Annotated in this window: 16 protein-coding genes; 9 read left to right on the forward strand and 7 right to left on the reverse strand. The window is 65.1% G+C overall.

The genetic code is table 11. The annotated features are described in order from the left end of the window. Positions 1–198: 198 nt before the first annotated feature. The 6 genes from EZM81_RS12685 to EZM81_RS12710 form a co-directional block, all read right to left on the reverse strand. Complete coding sequence (locus EZM81_RS12685) at positions 199–1845, reverse strand: ABC transporter substrate-binding protein (RefSeq protein ID WP_136645965.1); 1647 nt, start codon at positions 1843–1845, stop codon at positions 199–201. 47 nt (positions 1846–1892) lie between these two features. Next, positions 1893–3299, reverse strand: a complete 1407-nt coding sequence (locus tag EZM81_RS12690) for an FAD-binding oxidoreductase (protein ID WP_136645966.1) — start codon at positions 3297–3299, stop codon at positions 1893–1895. Positions 3300–3890: 591 nt separating this feature from the next. Continuing rightward, complete coding sequence (locus EZM81_RS12695; protein WP_136645967.1) at positions 3891–4670, reverse strand: creatininase family protein; 780 nt, start codon at positions 4668–4670, stop codon at positions 3891–3893. A gap of 9 nt (positions 4671–4679) precedes the next feature. Continuing rightward, entirely contained in the window at positions 4680–5276 is a 597-nt protein-coding gene (locus EZM81_RS12700) for an NAD(P)H-dependent oxidoreductase (protein WP_136645968.1), read from the reverse strand. Continuing rightward, positions 5276–6157 carry a DMT family transporter gene (locus tag EZM81_RS12705; protein ID WP_136645969.1) on the reverse strand — a complete coding sequence of 294 codons (882 nt, stop codon included), beginning with the start codon at positions 6155–6157 and terminating at the stop codon, positions 5276–5278. Before EZM81_RS12705 ends, EZM81_RS12700 begins: the two co-directional genes overlap by 1 nt. Beyond that, entirely contained in the window at positions 6154–6852 is a 699-nt protein-coding gene (locus EZM81_RS12710) for a glutamine amidotransferase (RefSeq protein ID WP_136645970.1), read from the reverse strand. Before EZM81_RS12710 ends, EZM81_RS12705 begins: the two co-directional genes overlap by 4 nt. 250 nt (positions 6853–7102) lie before the next feature. On the opposite strand from EZM81_RS12710, the gene EZM81_RS12715 reads away from it, so the two are divergent. Continuing rightward, positions 7103–7807, forward strand: a complete 705-nt coding sequence (locus EZM81_RS12715) for a GntR family transcriptional regulator (RefSeq protein ID WP_135450400.1) — start codon at positions 7103–7105, stop codon at positions 7805–7807. A gap of 110 nt (positions 7808–7917) precedes the next feature. Beyond that, positions 7918–8880, forward strand: a complete 963-nt coding sequence (locus EZM81_RS12720) for a dihydrodipicolinate synthase family protein (protein WP_135450399.1) — start codon at positions 7918–7920, stop codon at positions 8878–8880. A 6-nt stretch (positions 8881–8886) separates the two neighbouring features. Here the strand turns inward: EZM81_RS12720 and EZM81_RS12725 are convergent, their stop codons facing one another. After that, positions 8887–9915, reverse strand: a complete 1029-nt coding sequence (locus EZM81_RS12725) for an Ldh family oxidoreductase (RefSeq protein WP_136645971.1) — start codon at positions 9913–9915, stop codon at positions 8887–8889. A gap of 261 nt (positions 9916–10176) precedes the next feature. Between EZM81_RS12725 and EZM81_RS12730 the strand changes: the two genes are divergently transcribed. The 7 genes from EZM81_RS12730 (at position 10177) to EZM81_RS12760 (ending at position 17035) form a co-directional block, all read left to right on the forward strand. Then, positions 10177–10986: a transporter substrate-binding domain-containing protein gene (locus EZM81_RS12730; protein ID WP_135450397.1), complete on the forward strand. Its 810-nt coding sequence runs from the start codon at positions 10177–10179 to the stop codon at positions 10984–10986. A 71-nt stretch (positions 10987–11057) separates the two neighbouring features. Beyond that, positions 11058–11723: an amino acid ABC transporter permease gene (locus EZM81_RS12735; protein WP_135450396.1), complete on the forward strand. Its 666-nt coding sequence runs from the start codon at positions 11058–11060 to the stop codon at positions 11721–11723. Positions 11724–11733: 10 nt separating this feature from the next. Beyond that, positions 11734–12387, forward strand: a complete 654-nt coding sequence (locus EZM81_RS12740; RefSeq protein ID WP_136645972.1) for an amino acid ABC transporter permease — start codon at positions 11734–11736, stop codon at positions 12385–12387. After that, complete coding sequence (locus EZM81_RS12745) at positions 12380–13102, forward strand: amino acid ABC transporter ATP-binding protein (protein ID WP_136645973.1); 723 nt, start codon at positions 12380–12382, stop codon at positions 13100–13102. The genes EZM81_RS12740 and EZM81_RS12745 overlap by 8 nt, the downstream gene beginning before the upstream one ends. A gap of 7 nt (positions 13103–13109) precedes the next feature. Next, positions 13110–14354 carry an FAD-binding oxidoreductase gene (locus tag EZM81_RS12750; protein ID WP_136645974.1) on the forward strand — a complete coding sequence of 415 codons (1245 nt, stop codon included), beginning with the start codon at positions 13110–13112 and terminating at the stop codon, positions 14352–14354. 6 nt (positions 14355–14360) lie between these two features. Further along, the gene (locus EZM81_RS12755; RefSeq protein WP_136645975.1) at positions 14361–15362 is read left to right on the forward strand and encodes a 4-hydroxyproline epimerase; all 1002 of its coding nucleotides are present in this window, start codon (positions 14361–14363) and stop codon (positions 15360–15362) included. Continuing rightward, entirely contained in the window at positions 15359–17035 is a 1677-nt protein-coding gene (locus EZM81_RS12760; RefSeq protein ID WP_136645976.1) for an aconitase X, read from the forward strand. The genes EZM81_RS12755 and EZM81_RS12760 overlap by 4 nt, the downstream gene beginning before the upstream one ends. The last annotated feature ends 52 nt before the right edge of the window (positions 17036–17087 follow it).

Below are 17087 nucleotides of genomic sequence, written 5' to 3' on the forward strand. Positions count from 1 at the left end.
CCGCGTGGCGTCCGCCTGCCCGGTTCGGAAGATCGCAAAGGCCCGCCGGCACCATTCCCGGACGGGGTACGCTGCAAGCGCCGGGCCTTCGGGAAAAGACCGATGGCGGCGGAATGCCACAGTTTCACTTGGCGCGCCCGCGCGGAAACAGAAAGGGGCCGGTTTCCCGGCCCCTCCCCTGCGGTGCGGGTGTGATGATCAGCCCTCCAGCCAGATCCCGCCCAGATCCAGCTCGCTGGTCTGGTGAATGCGGTAGCCCTTCACCCTGGGGCTGGTGTGGGCATAAGTGTTCTGCCAGAAGGGCTGAATGATCACGCCGTCACCTTGCAGGATCGCTTCCAGTTCGGCCATGATCGCGCGGCGTGCCTCGACATCCGCGGTTGCGAGGGCTTTCTGCAGCCTGGAGTCGAACTCAGGGTTCGAATAGGCGCTTTCGTTCCACGGCTCGCCCGAACGGTAGGCCAGGGCCAGAACCTGCACCCCAAGGGGCCGCATGTTCCAGTTGGTCATCGAGAAGGGATATTTCGTCCAGTCGTTCCAGAACGTTCCACCCGGCATCACCGTGCGTTTGATCTTGATTCCGGCATCGCTGATCTGCGCGGCAATGGCGTCGCAGGATGCCTGCATGTAATCCTGATCGACCGAGATCAGCTCGAACTCGGTGTCGATATGGCCGGCCTCGGTCAGCAGGGCCACGGCCTTGGCGGCATCGCGGACCTGCTTGGGCAGTTCGGCATATTCCGGGTGGATCGGGCTGACATGGTGGTTCTCGGCCACCGTTCCACGACCCGAGATGCCCAGTTCAAGCACCTTGGCATTGTCGACAGCCGCCTGGATCGCCTGCCGAACCCGAACGTCAGTGAAGGGCTCCTGCTTGACGTTCATCCGCGCCACGACGGTATTGGCGGTGGCAATCTCGTGACGCACAAGGCCAAGGGAATCGAGCAGATCGACGAAATTCTCGCTGGATTGCTGGTTCATGTCGATCAGATCGCTGCCCCAGGCATTCACCTCGACCGCCGGATCGTTGCCCAGGTCAATGAACTCGACCGCGTCGAGGTGCACTTCACCGGCCCACCAGGCGCCGTTGGTTCGGCGGACGAACCGGGCCTTTCCGGCGACAGCATGGCTTTCCAGTTCGAAGGGCCCGGTCCCGATCGGATTGGCCGCAAGATTTGCGCCCGTCTCATCGAAGCTGCGATGCACGATCAGCGCCGGATAGTCCGACATGCTGGGGATGATGGTGATGTCGGGGGCCGAAAGGTTCAGTTCGACCGTCATGTCGTCCAGCTTGACGATCGCGCCCTCGCGGGCCCGGCCGGTCGCGTCGTCGATCAGGACCCCGAAGCGCGAAGCCATCGAATTGCCGGGCACCGATTTCTCGCACCAGCGGCGAATGTTGAAGATCACGTCATCGGCGTTAAGCGTGTCGCCGTTCGTCCAGGTGACGCCGGGCCGCACATGCAGGACATAGTGCGTGGCATCGTCGTTCACCTCCCAGCTTTCCAGAAGGCGGCCCTCGAAGGTGAAGTCCGAGGTGTACTTGACCAGGGGCTCCAGGAACTGGCGCTCGAGGTTGGCGATCTGCGACCAGTCGGCCATGCGCGGGTCCTTCAGATCCATCACCTGCATGCCGACACGCAGGGTTCCGCCCTTGACCGGCGTTCCTTCGGCGCGCACCGGGCTGGCGAGTCCAAGCATGGCATAGGCGGTGGCGGTCGTCGCGCCGAAGGCGCTTGCCGTAGCCAGGAATTCGCGGCGGCTGATGGCGTCCTTGCCGACAGTCCTAGCGGCCCGGACGAGATGATCGGGAAGGGGTCTTCCGCGGCGGTTCGAAAAGATCATGGCGTTCTCCTTGCTGGGGGTCCGGCGGGTGCGCCGCCTTGTCCGGGTCAGGTCTGGTGCAGGGCTTCGATGGCTTCGGGCGACAGGTCGCGCACGCGCGCCCATTCGCGGGATTTCGGCGAGTTCAGCAGGCCAAGCGGGTCCATCCGCTTTTTCCAGGCCAGATGGCGGTAATCGGCCTTCTTCATGCCGCCATCCTCGATGATGCAGGAATGGGGGTCCGAGACGGGGCAGCCATGGGCCTGATAGAGGGCCATGATCTGATACAGCCGTTCATCGGTGGTGTATTTCACCAGAGGCAGGTCGAAGGAAACGACGTCGCCGCCCATGCAGGCAAATTCGTGGTGCATGTAGACGTCATCGCCAAGCACCGCCCGCAGTTCGGCCACCTTGGCAACATTCACCGGTGCAGGAAACAGAACCTGAAGGTAGGTCACGCTGCGATCGGATTTCAGGGCCTGCAGGGTGGTGTGGTTATACGAGAACTCGAACAAATGCGGCAGCTTGCGCGCGGTCCGCTCGGCCTCGTCCATGGCCAGGGCGACATGCCCCCCGTGGCGGGCGACCAGTGCACGGAAATCACCCATCTGATCGCGGGGGATCAGGGTGACCAGCATGGCGTGACCCTCGGGGACGATCCCTTTCAGGCGATCGAAATAGGTGCCGATGCGGGCGTCCAGCGTTGAACAGAGCTTGCGGCGGATCGTTTCCGACAGGGCCAGGTCGATGGCGGCTGCATGGCAAGCGAGGTAGTCATCGAAGGTGACGATGCAGCCGGTCCAGTCCTCTGTCGGGACGGTCCGCAGGGCCAGTTCGGTTATCACGCCGTTGATGCCCCAGGCGTGGTGGATCATGTTGATCCCCTCACCCGAGAACACCACCTCGCGCGGGGGATCCTCGGCCGAAAGCGCACGGATTTCCAGGATGTTGCCGGCGTCGCGCAACATGCCGTGGCTCACGGTGCCGATGCCCGCCGACCCGCCCGAGATGAAGCCGCCGATGGTGGCGATGTCCTGGGTCGAGGGGAAGATCGGCAGTTCGCGGCCCTTTTCCTTCAGCGCTTGGTTCAGCTTCGCGATGTTGCAGCCGGCCTGGACGCGGACGAAATCCGGGCCGATTTCCAGGATCTCGCCCATGGCGGTGGTGTCGATGATCAGGCCACCTTCCATCGGCACCGACTGACCGTAGTTGCCTGTCCCCCCGCCGCGCAGCGTCACGGGGACGCGGTGACGCGCCGCGAGGGAGAGACAACGCGCCATCTCGGCAGGGGATTTCGGCCGGGCGACAAGATCGCCGAAGCAGGCCTTCAGGCGTCGATCCAGGATCGGGGAATACCAGAAGAAGTCACGGCTGCGCTTTCTGACCAGAACCGGCTCGTCGATGACCTCGACCGGGGCAAGGGCCGCTGCGAAGGCGGCCCAGTCGGTCGTGGTCTTGCCGGAGATGCTGCTCATGCGGGACGTCCAGGGTGTGGCGGTTCCCGAAAGCGTAAGCCTCGCGGTGGCAGCGTTCACGCAAGCAAAACAGGGGCGTGATCCGAATGGATTCCACGTCATCCGGCGGAAGGAAGTCAAGGCGCAAGCGAGGCTTCGGCCTTCTGCGCGTTGAACCGGGAAGAAAGGCCGTGCAGCTCGGATCGGCAAGGGCAGGTTTTGGGCTGTCGCGCAATCCCGCCATCAGGCAGCCACATCCCGAGTGCGACACCTGTGGTGACCTGCGGCAGGTTGCGGCCAAAGGGGGGCCGAAACACAGCGCAGGGACGGTGACGGCCGGCCTTGGCAGCCGATCGTGCCAGACGGGCCGAAAGATGGGTTCCGTCACACAGCAAGTGGCAAGTCAGATCCTGACGCCGGTCGCTGCGGCCTTGATCAGCCGAAAGATCTGCGCATGACCCGCTTGCCGGGCCAGGTCAGTCGGCAGTCAGCCGCACATAGCCTTGCGATTACCCGCGCCCGGACCGGCGATGCGGCCCCCGAAACCCTCGGGGTGCATCGGCCAGCTGCGCGGTGCGGCGCGGCGATGTTGCGATGGAGCGTCGGCATGGCTTAGCAGAACCGCGCGAAATCGGCGATCAGGCGGGCCAGGCTCCCGGCTGCATTGTCCAGAAGCCTCTGGCCCTTTTCTGCCGTGGCGGCGGCGGCGTTGCCCACGGCGCCTTTCGGGTTAAGGTCGCCCATCAGCCAGCCGGGGCGCAGCGGCGCCATGCCAAGGCCCAGATCCGGGTGGGCCGCCTGCCATTTTCGATGGGCCGAGCCGAAATCCTCGGCCCGGTCCATGCGGACCAGCGCAGGATGCACAGCCAGCATGGCCGAAGTCTCGACATCGCCGGCATGAAGGCCGTTGCGCGCCTCGTCTTCGCCGGCGATGGCCCCTGCCCCGGCCAGGTCATCCCAGGCGACATGGGCTGTGACAAGGCCCAGCTCGGCGCGCAGGTCGCGACAGGCCAGCTCCAGAACCGCCCGGTTGCCACCATGACCGTTCAGAAGCATCACCCGCAGGATGCCCGCCCGGCGGATCGAGGCTGCAATGTCGTGAATGACCCGCACCAGCGTGTCGGCCGACAGCGACAGCGTGCCGGGCCACGCCAGATGTTCGGTGCTCTTGCCGATGGCCTGCACCGGCAAGGCCAGCACCGTCAGGTCGGACGGGATCAGCGGCAGGGTGCGGGCCAGGACCGCCAGTGTCAGATCGCGGTCCACCGACATGGGCAGGTGCGGCCCGTGCTGTTCGATCGCGCCGATGGGCAGGATCGCCACCGCATGCGAAAGATCGAGCGCGACGAAATCGGGGGCGGTCAGCTCGGCCCAATGCCCGATGTGGCCCATGCCTGCCCCCTAGACCGGTATGCGCGCAATCCGGGCGCGCACCCGGTCAAGATAACGGCGCCGCGCCGCATCGGTCTGGGTGTCCATCTCGTACAGACCAAGCCAGAAGGTTCTGGTCCGCGGATGGGTGCAGAAGCGCAGGCCGCGCAGCATGATCTTGCGCCCCGGAGCACCGATCAGCAAGGTCCAGAACCACCAGGGCGAACCGAAGGTGGTGATCACGCCAATCAGCCGCACATTGGTCAGCGCGGGCCGCATGGCCTGCGTCGGGGTGGGCAGAGTGAAGGTGATGCCGGGCCGCCAGACCCGGTCCATCCAGCCCTTCAGGATGGCAGGCTGCGAATACCACCAGGTCGGATAGACGAAGATCAGTCCTTCGGCCCATTGCAGGGCCTCGACATGGGGCCGAAGGTCGGGCGGGGGCGGGCCTTCCTCGTTGTAAAGACGGCGTTCTTTTGTGGACATTACCGGGTCGAAGCCCTCGGCGTGCAGGTCGATCAGGCGGACATCGTGCCCTCTGGCAAGCGCGGTATCGACCGCCGCCTCGCACAGCGCGCTGTTGAAGCTTTCCGGCACCGGGTGGGCATGAACAAAGAGAAGGCGCATCAGCCAGGGCTTTCGACAAGGCTCAATCGGCGCATCGCGTGCAGCGCGACGGTTGCCACGATCACCGCCCCGCCGATCAGGGTCAACTGGCCCGGGTTCTCGCCGATCACGGCCCAGACGAGAAGCGGGCCCAGGATCACCTCGAGCAGGGTGATCATCGTCACTTCGGGCGCGGGCAGGTAGCGGGGACCGAGGATCAGAAGCCCGACGGCCCCAGGCAGGATCACGGCGCCGGACAGCAGGATCAGCAGGGCCTGCGTGCCGGTCACAGGTTCGAAATCGGCGACAGGCAACGCAAGCAGCCCACCCAGGGTCGACCCCAGCGCCAGATGCGGCAGCATGTTGCGCCGGCCGGTGGTGCGAAGCGTGACGTAGTAGCCGGCGATCGTGAACGCGTTCAGAAGCGCGAAGGCATCGCCCAGAAGACGCCCGTGGCCAAGGCTGCCCGATGCAATGATCAGCACGCCCGCGAACACAAGGGCTATGGCCAGGCCCGTGGCGCGGTCGATCCGTTCCTTCAGCAGGACATAGGACAGGAGGGCGGCCAGGAACGGCGCAATCGCCAGCACCAGCAGCGCATTCGCGGCCGAGGTGTATTGCATGGCAGAACACCAGGACAGCACCCCCGCCGCGTTCAGCCCGATGATGAGAAGGCCCTTTCGATCGAACCATTCGCCCCTTTGCGGCAGCGTGGCCGGCGCCAGCAGCAGGTTGCCCAGAATTAGGACGCCCCCGGCCAGAAGCCCGCGCCAGACCGCAAGCGCCAGCATGTCGCCGCCGATCAGCCGCATCAGCAGCGCATCGGGGACGAAGATCATCACGCCGGCCAGTGTCACGAGAACCCCGAACGCCTGCGGATTGCGCTGCGGCAGGGCCATCATGGGGCAGTGCCGAACAGCTTTCGCAGGAAGCCGTAGAACCAGTCGGCCTGCGCGGCGTCATGCGCTGCCATCAGCGCATCCTGTTCTGCCTTGTCCTGCGCGCCGGGCTGGCCATAGGGCGCCCAGCTATTCGACTGCCAGCGACGGAAGCCTTCGATGGTGCATTCCGGATGGAACTGGACGCCGAAGGTTCTGTCGCCGTAGCGGAAGGCCTGGTTGGGATAAAGCGGGCTCGAGGCAAGCCGCACCGCGCCCTCGGGGATGGCGAAAGTGTGAAAATGCGCCTGGGTCATGTAAAGGGTTCGGGGAAGGAACTCGACGCCCTCGGGCGTGGGCGAGATCGGATAGTAGCCGAATTCGTGCACCGGATCATCGTAGGGGCCGACCTCGGCCCCAAGGACACGGGCGATCTGCTGGGCGCCCTGACAGATCCCCAGAAGCGGGATGCCCTGCGCCATGCAGGCGCGGATCCAGGCGGCCTCGTCGTTCAGGAAGGGGTGCTTGTCTTCCTCGAACACGTTGAACGGCCCGCCATAGATGACCGACCCTGCCACATCCGGACCGGGTGGACCCAGCATGTCGCCCTTGAAGGGTCGCGAGAAGACCGGCTCGAACCCGTTTTCCACGGCGAAGGTGACGACCCGGTCATCCGGCGGATCATCGCCGTGGCGGACAAGCACAATCTTGCGGGGCATCAATCCCTCCCTGTGGCACGCGGCTGGCATGCGGCCAGATTAGTCTGATCGCCCACGGCCCTGGCAAAAGGAAAACAGGGGCGTGACTACCGCTTTTTTTTGCCGCAAGCCGGCCGCGCGGCAGGAAACCTGCACCTGCGACAGCCGCAGGGACCGCAGTGTCCGCCCCTTTGGCGGAAGTCATTGATCCGTGGCCTGCATCGCGGTAGGTGAATTGTCGACAGAGTGTGTGCTGACCAAGGGGCAGGACATGGCCGAGACATCCGAGGAAACCCTTGCAGAACGCAAACGCGGCTCTGGGGTCAAGCTAGTCTACGAAATGCTGCGGGACGAGATCCTGACGCTGACACTGCCCCCGGGACGGCCGATCGACGAGGTCAACCTTGCCGAACGCTTCGGCATGTCGCGCACGCCGATCCGCGAGGCCCTGGTGCGGCTGGCGGGCGAAGGGCTGGTCGAGACGCTGCCGAACCGTTCGGCGATCGTGGCCAACATCGACTTTTCCAAGCTGCACACCTTCTTCGATGCCATCACCCTGATGTATCGTGTCACGACCAGACTGGCCGCCCAATATCACCGGCCCGAGGATCTGGAAGTGATCCGCGCCCATCAGGAACGCTATGCGCAGGTCGTGGCTGCACAGGATCCGCTGGCCATGATCGCGGTGAACCGCGACTTCCACGCCGCCATCGCCGAGGCCGGACGGAACCCGTATTTCACCTCGCTGACACTGCGGCTTCTGGACGAAGGCCGCCGCATCCTCCGGCTTTATTACCAGTCGTTCAACGACCGCCTGCCGCAGGAATATTCCGACGAACACAACGCGATCATCGCCGCGATTGCTGCGCGGGATATCGAACTGTGCGACCGCCTCGCGCGCGCGCACGCCGACCAGATCGTGCGGCAGATCCGCCAGTTCTTCGGGCGGGACATGCGTCAGGACGTGCCGCTCTAGCAGCCTCGATTCTTGTCGACAAATAAAATGCAAGGCGTATGTTGTCCGCAGATTCGACGGAACGCCTGTCCTGCGCGGCCCCGTCGACCCCCGATGATGAGGAGTTTCCGATGGACACCGCGATTTTCACTGGCGTCATTCCCGCCCTGATGACGCCCTGCACCGCCGACCGCAAACCCGACTATGATGCGCTTGTCCGCAAGGGGAAGGAGCTGGTGGCAGCCGGGATGTCGGCGGTGGTCTACTGCGGGTCGATGGGCGACTGGCCGCTTCTGACCGACGCCGAGCGCATGGAAGGGGTGGAACGGCTGGTCAAGGCAGGGCTTAAGGTGATCGTCGGCACCGGGGCGGTGAATTCGGCCAGTGCCGTTGCCCATGCGGCGCATGCGCAGAAGGTGGGCGCAGCGGGGCTGATGGTCATCCCTCGCGTCTTGTCACGGGGCGGCTCTCCCATTGCCCAGCGCAACCATTTCAAGGCCATCCTCTCCGCCGCGCCCGACCTGCCCGCGGTGATCTACAACAGCCCCTACTACGGGTTCGAGACCAGGGCCGACCTGTTCTTCGCCCTGCGCGCGGAACATCCGAACCTGGTGGGCTTCAAGGAATTCGGCGGGGCGAAGGCAATGACCTACGCCGCGGAACACATCACCAGCGCAGACGACAGCGTGATCCTGATGGCGGGGGTCGATACCGGGGTCTACCACGGCTATGTCAAATGCGGCGCGACCGGCACGATCACCGGGATCGGCAACGTCATCCCCAAGGAAATCCTGCATTTCGTCGAACTGGCGAAGGCGGCCGCCAAGGGTGACCTGGACGCCCGCCAGCGTGCGCAGGAACTTGGCGAGGCGCTGGAGGTATTGTCGTCCTGGGACGAAGGCTATGACCTGGTGCTCTATTACAAGTACCTGATGGTCTTGCAGGGTGACGCGGAATACACGCTGCATTTCAACCCGACCGACGAGCTGACACCCAGTCAGCGCGCCTGGGCCGAGACGCAGTTCAACCAGTTCAAGACTTGGTACGCCGAGTGGAGCAAGCTTCCCGGAGCCGTGCAGCGCTGCAAGGTCTGATCCCGGTCAGCCCACCGCATCAAGACCGAGGTCGAGAAACCGTTGCAGCTGCGCGGCTTCGGCCTCGGTCAGCTCGATCCCCCGGGCCTCGGCCTTCGCGCGCGCTGCGAAGCGGCGTTCGGAAGGCAGCCGCGCCCCCTGCCCCGTGATCGCATCGAACAAAGCCTCGGCCCGGGCGAAGGGGTTCCCCGGACGGCCAGCGGCGAAGGCTTCCGGCGAAAATGCCAGCACCAGTTCGCCATGCATCGGTGCCAGCGTGGTGGTGCCCAGATGCGCCAGCGCCTCGGGGCTGGTCAGGTCGCCAATCATCGCGCCCGCCAGAAGTTCGATCATCGTGCCGATGGCCGACCCCTTGTGACCGCCGAAGGGCAGCATCGCCCCCGCCAGGGCCGCGCCGGGATCGGTTGTTGGACGACCCTCGGCATCGACCGCCCAGCCCTCGGGCAAGGGTTTGCCCGCCCGGCGATGCAGTTCGATTTCGCCGCGGGCTGCAACCGAAGTGGCAAAGTCGAAGACATAGGGGGCGCGATCCGGGCGGGGCCAGCCGAAGGCCAGGGGGTTTGTGCCCAGAAGCGGACGGTTGCCGCCTGCCGGGGCAACCGAGGCATAGCTTGGGCACATGACCAGCGCCGCAAGGCCGTGTTCGGTCACCGCTTCGACCTCGGGCCAGAGGGCCGAGAAATGCGTGCAGTCGTTCACGACCATCGCAGCCAGCCCCAGGCGGCGCGCACGATCGACCAGGACCGGCAGCCCCATCTCGAATGCAGGGCTGGAAAAACCGCCGCAGGCATCGACCCGGACTATGGGACCCTCGCCGGGGTGCAGCATCGGATGGGCGTTGCCGTTCACTTTGCCAGCTTTCAGGGTGCGCAGGACGCCCTCGATGCGGTAGATGCCGTGCGACTTGCAGGCATCCCGCTCTCCTGCCGTGATGACGGTGGCCAGCGCCCGGGCCTGGATGTCGTTCATGCCTGCGCGCCTCAGTATCGCATCTATCCTGTCTCGAAGCGCCGGTATGGACATGATGTGCTGCATGGTCGCGGTCTCCTGACGGTTCGAGATGCAGCCTATCCAGCTAATCTGCACACAACAAGTATGCAAAAGACAGGCAGAGCAGATCCGGTTTCTGCCCTCCACCAGCAATCGCGAACCCGATTACAGGAAGCCCGGTGCGAAGGGCGGCAAACTTGGATACTAACTGTATACTGATTGTATTTAGCGATTGCTTTGTCCCTCTGCTGATGGGATAGTCCGCTACGGGTGACTCGTGCCCCCAAAACCTTCAGGGAGAGAGATGTGAAAACCTCGTTTTTTGCCTTCAGCCTTCTGGCTGTCTCCGCCGTCGCCATGCCGGCCCAGGCCGACAAGCTGGATGACATCATCGCCTCGGGCACGCTGCGTTGCGCCGTGGTTCTGGACTTCCCGCCGATGGGATCGCGCGACGAAAACAACAACCCGATCGGATTCGACGTCGATTACTGCAACGACCTGGCTGCGGCGCTGGGTGTGAAGGCCGAGATCGTCGAGACCACCTTCCCCGAACGCATCCCCTCGCTGATGTCGGGCCGTGTGGATGTGGCGGTCGCCTCGACCTCGGACACGCTGGAGCGTGCCAAGACCGTGGGCTTCACCATTCCCTACTATTCGTTCGAGAACGCCGTCGTGGCCAACGAGAAGGTCGAGATGGCGACCTGGGAGGACATGAAGGGCAAGGTCGTGGGCGCCACCGCCGGCACCTATGAGGCGATCTGGCTGGAAGGCAAGGTCAAGGAATGGGGCGTGGGCGAGTTCCGGCCCTATCAGACCCAGGCGGACGTCTTCCTGGCGCTGAGCCAGGGGCAGCTTGATGCCACCGTGGCTACCGTCGAAGTTTCGGAAGCCAACGTCAAGTCGGGCAACTTCCCGGGCATCAAGATTGTCGACAAGGCGCCGATGGTGCCCGACTATGTCGCCCTGATCACCCTGCGTGAAGAATACGGTCTGATCAACTACATGAACCTGTTCATCAACCAGCAGGTCCGCACCGGCCGCTATGCCGAACTGTACAAGAAGTGGGTCGGAGACGGCGAGCCCGCCAGCCTGATCGTGGAAGGCGTCTACCGCTGATCCGAACGACCTGAGGCGACGCGGGGGCCAGTCCCCCGCTTCGTCCGTTCCTGCATCCTTCCGGGGCAGCCATGTTCAACTACAACTTTCGCTGGAACCAGGCGCTGAACTCGCTGCCCGACATGCTGCAGGGCGCGCTGGTGACGATGGAGATCGCGATCCTGTCGATGGTCATCGGCATCAGCGTCGCCATCGTGCTGACCCTGTTCCGTCTGTCCGGGAACCGCATCCTTTCCGCCATTTCCGCGACCTGGGTGGAAATCGCCCGCAACACCCCGGCCCTGTTCCAGATCTACATGGTGCATTTCGGCCTGGGCGGCTTCGGCGTGCATCTGTCGCCCTACCTGTCGCTGCTGATCGGGATCGCCTTCAACAACGCGGGCTACCTGACCGAAAACTTCCGCGGCGCGCTGAAGGCCATCCCCGATACGCAGACCCGCGCCGCGCGGTCGCTGGGCATGTCCTCGATTCAGGCGTTCCAGAGCGTGATCCTGCCGCAGATGCTGCGGATCTCTTTCCTGCCGATGACGAACCAGATGGTCTGGGCCATCCTGATGACCTCGCTGGGCGCGGTCGTGGCCATGAACACCGACCTTTACGGCGTGACCAGCGATCTGAACGCCCGGACCTTCCGCACGTTCGAACTGTTCGCCATCGCCGCCGTGATCTTCTACGTCATCACCAAGGTGATCACCCTGTCCGCCCGGCTGCTTGCGGCCCGGCTGTTCCGGTATTGAGGGGGCGCAGATGTTCGATACCGCCCTCACCACCAACGACCTGATCTTCCTGGCCAGAGGGGCCGGGATGACACTGATCGTCACCGCGATCTCGGTCTTCTTCGGCACGATCCTCGGGATCATCTTCGGCGTGATCCGCTACCAGATCGGCCCCTGGTGGGCCGCGCCGCTGACTTTCGTGCTCGACATCTTCCGGTCGATCCCGCTGCTCATCCAGCTGGTGCTGGCCAATGCGTTCGTGACCACGGTGCTTGGCTTCCGCGTGTCGGGCTTTGCGGTGGCCTGTGGCGTCCTCTCGCTTTACACTGCCGCCTATTGCGCGGAAATCGTGCGCGGCGGGATCGAGGCGGTGCCGCAGACGCTGCGGCGCGCGGCGCGGTCGCTGGGGATGACCTGGGGCCAGGACATGACCTCGATCGTCCTGCCGCTGGCCACCCGCGTGGCGCTGCCGTCCTGGATCGGTCTGGCCCTTGGGGTGATGAAGGATTCAGCGCTTGTCTACATCGTGCAGGTGGTGGAACTGCTGAAATCCACCCAGATCCTGATCACCCGCCTGCAGGAACCCCTTTTCCTGCTGATGATCTGCGGGCTGTTCTACTTCCTCATCTCCTTCCCGATCGCGCGGTTCGGCAGCTATCTGGAAAAACGGTGGTCCAATGATTGAAATCGAGAATGTCCGCAAATCCTTCGGCCCGCTCGAGGTTCTGAAAGGCATCAACCTGACCGTGGCCAAGGGCGAGGTGCTGACGGTGATCGGCGGCTCGGGCTCGGGCAAATCGACGCTTCTGACCTGCATCAACGGGCTGGAGCCCATCGATTCCGGCCGCATCCTGGTGGACGGGATCGAGGTCCACGCAAGGACGACGGACCTGAACAAGCTGCGCCAGAAGATCGGCATCGTCTTCCAGCAGTGGAACGCCTTCCCGCACCTGACGGTGCTGGAAAACGTGATGCTGGCGCAGGTCAAGGTGCTGAAACGCTCGAAATCCGAGGCTGAAGCCGAGGCGGTCCGCCAGCTGAATCATGTCGGCCTTGGCGACAAGCTTAAGGTCTATCCATCGAAACTGTCGGGCGGCCAGCAGCAGCGCATGGCGATCGCCCGCGCGCTGGCGATGTCGCCGGACTACATGCTGTTCGACGAGGTGACCTCGGCCCTTGACCCGCAGCTGGTGGGCGAGGTGCTGGATACACTGCGGATGCTGGCATCCGAAGGCATGACGATGATCTGCGTCACGCACGAAATGAAGTTTGCGCGTGAAGTGTCGGACCGCGTTGCCTTCTTCCACAAGGGCGTGATGGCCGAGATCGCACCGCCGGAAGAGCTGTTCGGTGCACCGAAGGATCCCGAACTGCAGAAGTTCCTCGCCGCCACGCATTAGGCCCGTCATGCCCCCCAAACCCGAGGTGATCGTCGTCGGCGCCGGCGTCGTCGGCCTGTCTGCGGCGCTTGCGCTGCAGATGCGCGGCCTGTCCGTGACGGTCGTGGATCGTGAAGGCCCTGCAGCCGGGGCATCGTCCGGCAATGCAGGCGCCCTGGCCTTTTCCGACATCCTGCCGCTCGCCTCGCCTGGCCTGCTGCGCAAGGCGCCGAAATGGCTGTTGGATCCTCTGGGGCCGCTGACGGTTCCGCCCGCCTATGCGCTGCGCATCATGCCCTGGATGCTGCGCTTCTGGCGGGCCTGTTCCCCGGCCCAGGTGCAGCGGTCCACCGTCGCGCAGACCGCGCTGATGGATCTGGCCCGCGCCGAGCTGGAACCCTTCCTGACCGCGACCGGCACCCTTCCGATGCTGCGCAAGGAAGGCAACCTTCAGGTCTACGAATCCGAGGCCGAATTCCGCGCGGCCCTGCCCGGCTGGAAGGTGCGCGAAGAACACGGGATCGAGGTCGTCCACATGGCTCGAGCCGAGATGGAGACCCTGCAACCCGGCCTCTCGCCCCGCTTCGTGCGCGGCACCTTCACGCCGGGCTGGCAATCGGTCACCGATCCGAAGGACTTTACTCTGGCTCTGGCCGAGCGCTTCCGGTCAATCGGGGGCACGCTGGCCAAGGGAGAGGTTGTTGCGCTGCGCCCCTCGGCCGAGGCGGTGTCCGTGGCCCTGGCCGGTGGCGACAGTCTTTCTGCCGGGCAGGTGGTTCTGGCGGCGGGCGCGCGTTCGCATTACCTTGCGCGCGGCCTTGGCGACCGCATCCCGCTGGAGACCGAACGCGGTTACAATACCACGCTGCCGGCCGACGCCTTCGACCTGCGAACGCAGGTCACCTTCGGCGGTCATGGCTTTGTCGTCACCCGTCTGACCAGCGGCATCCGCGTCGGCGGGGCGGTGGAACTGGGCGGGTTGAAGCTGCCACCGAACTTTCGCAGGGCCGAGGCGATGCTGAAGAAGGCGCAGGCCTTCCTGCCGGGGCTGAAGGCCACGGGTGGGCGGCAATGGATGGGCTTCCGTCCGTCGCTGCCCGACACCCTGCCCGCAATAGGCAAGGCCCGCGCGACGCCGCGCGTGACCTATGCTTTCGGCCACGGCCATCTCGGCCTGACCCAATCCGCCGCCACCGCCCGGCTGGTCGCCGATCTGATCACCGGCGCTACGCCGCCCATCGACCTGACCCCATTCTCGCCACAACGCTTCTGAGGCCCCATGGCAACGCATACCTTTTCCTGCATCGACGGACACACCTGCGGCAATCCGGTCCGCCTTGTGTCGGGCGGCGGCCCCCGGCTTGAAGGCGCGACCATGCTGGAACGCCGCGCCCATTTCCTGCGCGAGTTCGACTGGATCCGCACCGGCCTGATGTTCGAACCCCGCGGCCACGACATGATGTCGGGTGCGATCCTTTACCCGCCCACCCGGCCCGACTGCGACGTGGCGGTGTTGTTCATCGAAACCTCTGGCTGCCTGCCGATGTGCGGCCATGGTACCATCGGCACGATCACCATGGGGATCGAGAATGGCCTGATCATCCCGCGCACCCCCGGTCGCCTGTCGATCGACGCGCCTGCCGGCAAGGTGGACATCGAATACCGGCAAGAGGGCCGCTTCGTCGAGGAAGTGCGGCTGACCAACGTCCCCGCCTTCCTGTATGCCGAGGGTTTGACGGCCGAGGTGGATGGCCTGGGCGAGATCGTGGTGGATGTCGCCTATGGCGGCAACTTCTATGCCATAGTAGAGCCGCAGAAGAACTTCCGCGACATGGCCGACCACACAGCCGGAGAGCTGATCGGATGGTCCCCGAAACTGCGCGCGGCGCTGAACGCGAAATACGACTTCACCCACCCCGAACATCCGGCGATCACCGGCCTTAGCCACATCCTTTGGACCGGCAAGGCCACCGTGCCGGGCGCCCATGCCCGCAACGCCGTCTTCTACGGCGACAAGGCCATCGACCGCAGCCCCTGCGGCACCGGCACCTCGGCCCGCATGGCGCAGCTTGCGGCCAAGGGGAAGCTGAAGGTCGGCGACGACTTCCACCACGAATCCATCATCGGCTCGATCTTCAAGGGCCGGGTCGAGGCCGCAACACAGGTTGCGGGCCGCGACGCGATCATCCCCTCGGTCGCGGGATGGGCGCGGATGACCGGCTACAACACCATCTTCATCGACGACCGCGACCCCTTTGCCCATGGATTTGTCGTCAAATGACTCAGGACGCGCGCTTCATTCTTTCCGGTCAGGCCGAAGGCCGGATCCTTGCAACCACCGAACCGCTCAGCTTCTGGGGCGGGGTCGACCCGGCCACGGGGCGGGTGATCGACGTGCATCACCCGCTGGCCGGGCAGAACATGGCGGGCCGCATCCTGGTGATGCCCGGCACGCGCGGATCCTGCACAGGGTCGGGTGTTCTGCTGGACATGGCTCTGAACGGGCACGCCCCCGCGGCGCTGGTCTTTTGCGAGCCGGAGGATGTGGTGACCCTTGGCGCGATGATCGCGGCCGAGATGTTCGGGCATCCCCTGCCCGTCCTGCGCCTTTCACAAGAGGCACACGCCCGTCTCGCGCAGGCGGGATCGGCCCGCATCACCGACACTGCGATCGTGTCGGACACCCTGTCCATCCCCATCGCCCCACCCACGACCGGCGCGCTTGAACTGACCGACCACGACAGGGCGATGCTGTCCGGCGAGGAAGGCGAGGCCACGGCGCAGGCCATGCGCATTCTCTGCCACATGGCGGTCAATCAGGGGGCGACACGGCTGATCGACGTGACTCAGAGCCACATCGATGGCTGCATCTACGCCAGCCCCGCCAACCTGACATTTGCCGAGAAGATGGCCAACATGGGGGCGAAGGTGCGCATCCCCACCACGATGAACGCAATCTCGGTCGATCACGCGAACTGGCGCGCACAGGGCGTGCCACCAACCTTCGGCGGCCCGGCGCAAAGGCTGGCGGATGCCTATGTGCGGATGGGTTGCCAGCCGACCTTCACCTGTTCGCCCTATCTGCTGGATTCGGCGCCCACTGAAGGCGAGGCCATCGCCTGGTCGGAATCAAACGCGGTGATCTATGCCAACAGCGTCCTTGGGGCACGGACAGCAAAACACCCGGATTTCCTGGACCTTTGCACCGCGATGACCGGCCGGGCACCTCTGTCGGGTGTCTATCTGGACGAGAACCGCCAAGCCACGCGCATCATCGACATCGACCTTCCGGAAGGCTTTGACGATGCGTTCTGGCCGCTGATCGGCTGGCTGGCAGGCAAGGCCGCACCCGACCGCATCCCGCTCTTGCGCGGGCTGTCGGCGGCAGCGCCCAAAGCGGAAGACCTCAAGGCCCTGTGCGCCGCCTTCGGCACCACGTCTGCCGCGCCGATGCTGCATGTGGAAGGCGTTACACCCGAAGCCCACCGCATCGCACCGGATGCCGATCACGCCCGGATCACGCGCGCCGACATGGTGGCAGGATGGAACACCCTGAACGAGGGACCAGAGATGGTGGAACTGGTTGCCATCGGCAGCCCGCATGCCTCGATCCTCGAATGCCGGGCGCTGGCCGATGCACTTGCGGGTCGGAAGGTGGCGGTGCCGACCATCGTCACGGCGGGCCGCGCGGTGGTGGCCCAGGCACGGGCCGAAGGCACGCTGGACCGGCTTGCACGGGCCGGCGTTCAGGTGCTGCCAGACCTGTGCTGGTGCTCGATCTCCGAGCCGGTCTTCCCCCCGGGCACCCGCGCCCTGATGACCAATTCCGGCAAGTATGCCCACTATGGCCCCGGTCTCTCGGGCCGGGCAGTGCGCTTTGGCGGGCTTGTCGCCTGCACCGATGCCGCCGTCAGTGGAAAGGCCCCCCGAACCCTGCCATCGTGGCTTTCCTGAAAGGCACGGCCCGACGCGACCGGTTGGCGGCCGGGGGGGCCGAGCTGCGGGT

Source organism: Tabrizicola sp. YIM 78059, assembly GCF_004959785.1.
GTDB classification, from domain to species: domain Bacteria; phylum Pseudomonadota; class Alphaproteobacteria; order Rhodobacterales; family Rhodobacteraceae; genus Tabrizicola; species Tabrizicola caldifontis.

Coding starts and splice junctions, on each gene's coding strand:
- EZM81_RS12705 (WP_136645969.1), bottom strand. CDS start 6,157: ATGATGGCCCTGCCGCAGCGCAATCCGCAGGCGTTCGGGGTTCTCGTG.
- EZM81_RS12745 (WP_136645973.1), top strand. CDS start 12,380: ATGATTGAAATCGAGAATGTCCGCAAATCCTTCGGCCCGCTCGAGGTT.
- EZM81_RS12755 (WP_136645975.1), top strand. CDS start 14,361: ATGGCAACGCATACCTTTTCCTGCATCGACGGACACACCTGCGGCAAT.
- EZM81_RS12695 (WP_136645967.1), bottom strand. CDS start 4,670: ATGGGCCACATCGGGCATTGGGCCGAGCTGACCGCCCCCGATTTCGTC.
- EZM81_RS12735 (WP_135450396.1), top strand. CDS start 11,058: ATGTTCAACTACAACTTTCGCTGGAACCAGGCGCTGAACTCGCTGCCC.
- EZM81_RS12720 (WP_135450399.1), top strand. CDS start 7,918: ATGGACACCGCGATTTTCACTGGCGTCATTCCCGCCCTGATGACGCCC.
- EZM81_RS12685 (WP_136645965.1), bottom strand. CDS start 1,845: ATGATCTTTTCGAACCGCCGCGGAAGACCCCTTCCCGATCATCTCGTC.
- EZM81_RS12690 (WP_136645966.1), bottom strand. CDS start 3,299: ATGAGCAGCATCTCCGGCAAGACCACGACCGACTGGGCCGCCTTCGCA.
- EZM81_RS12760 (WP_136645976.1), top strand. CDS start 15,359: ATGACTCAGGACGCGCGCTTCATTCTTTCCGGTCAGGCCGAAGGCCGG.
- EZM81_RS12740 (WP_136645972.1), top strand. CDS start 11,734: ATGTTCGATACCGCCCTCACCACCAACGACCTGATCTTCCTGGCCAGA.
- EZM81_RS12700 (WP_136645968.1), bottom strand. CDS start 5,276: ATGCGCCTTCTCTTTGTTCATGCCCACCCGGTGCCGGAAAGCTTCAAC.
- EZM81_RS12750 (WP_136645974.1), top strand. CDS start 13,110: ATGCCCCCCAAACCCGAGGTGATCGTCGTCGGCGCCGGCGTCGTCGGC.
- EZM81_RS12715 (WP_135450400.1), top strand. CDS start 7,103: ATGGCCGAGACATCCGAGGAAACCCTTGCAGAACGCAAACGCGGCTCT.
- EZM81_RS12725 (WP_136645971.1), bottom strand. CDS start 9,915: ATGCAGCACATCATGTCCATACCGGCGCTTCGAGACAGGATAGATGCG.
- EZM81_RS12710 (WP_136645970.1), bottom strand. CDS start 6,852: ATGCCCCGCAAGATTGTGCTTGTCCGCCACGGCGATGATCCGCCGGAT.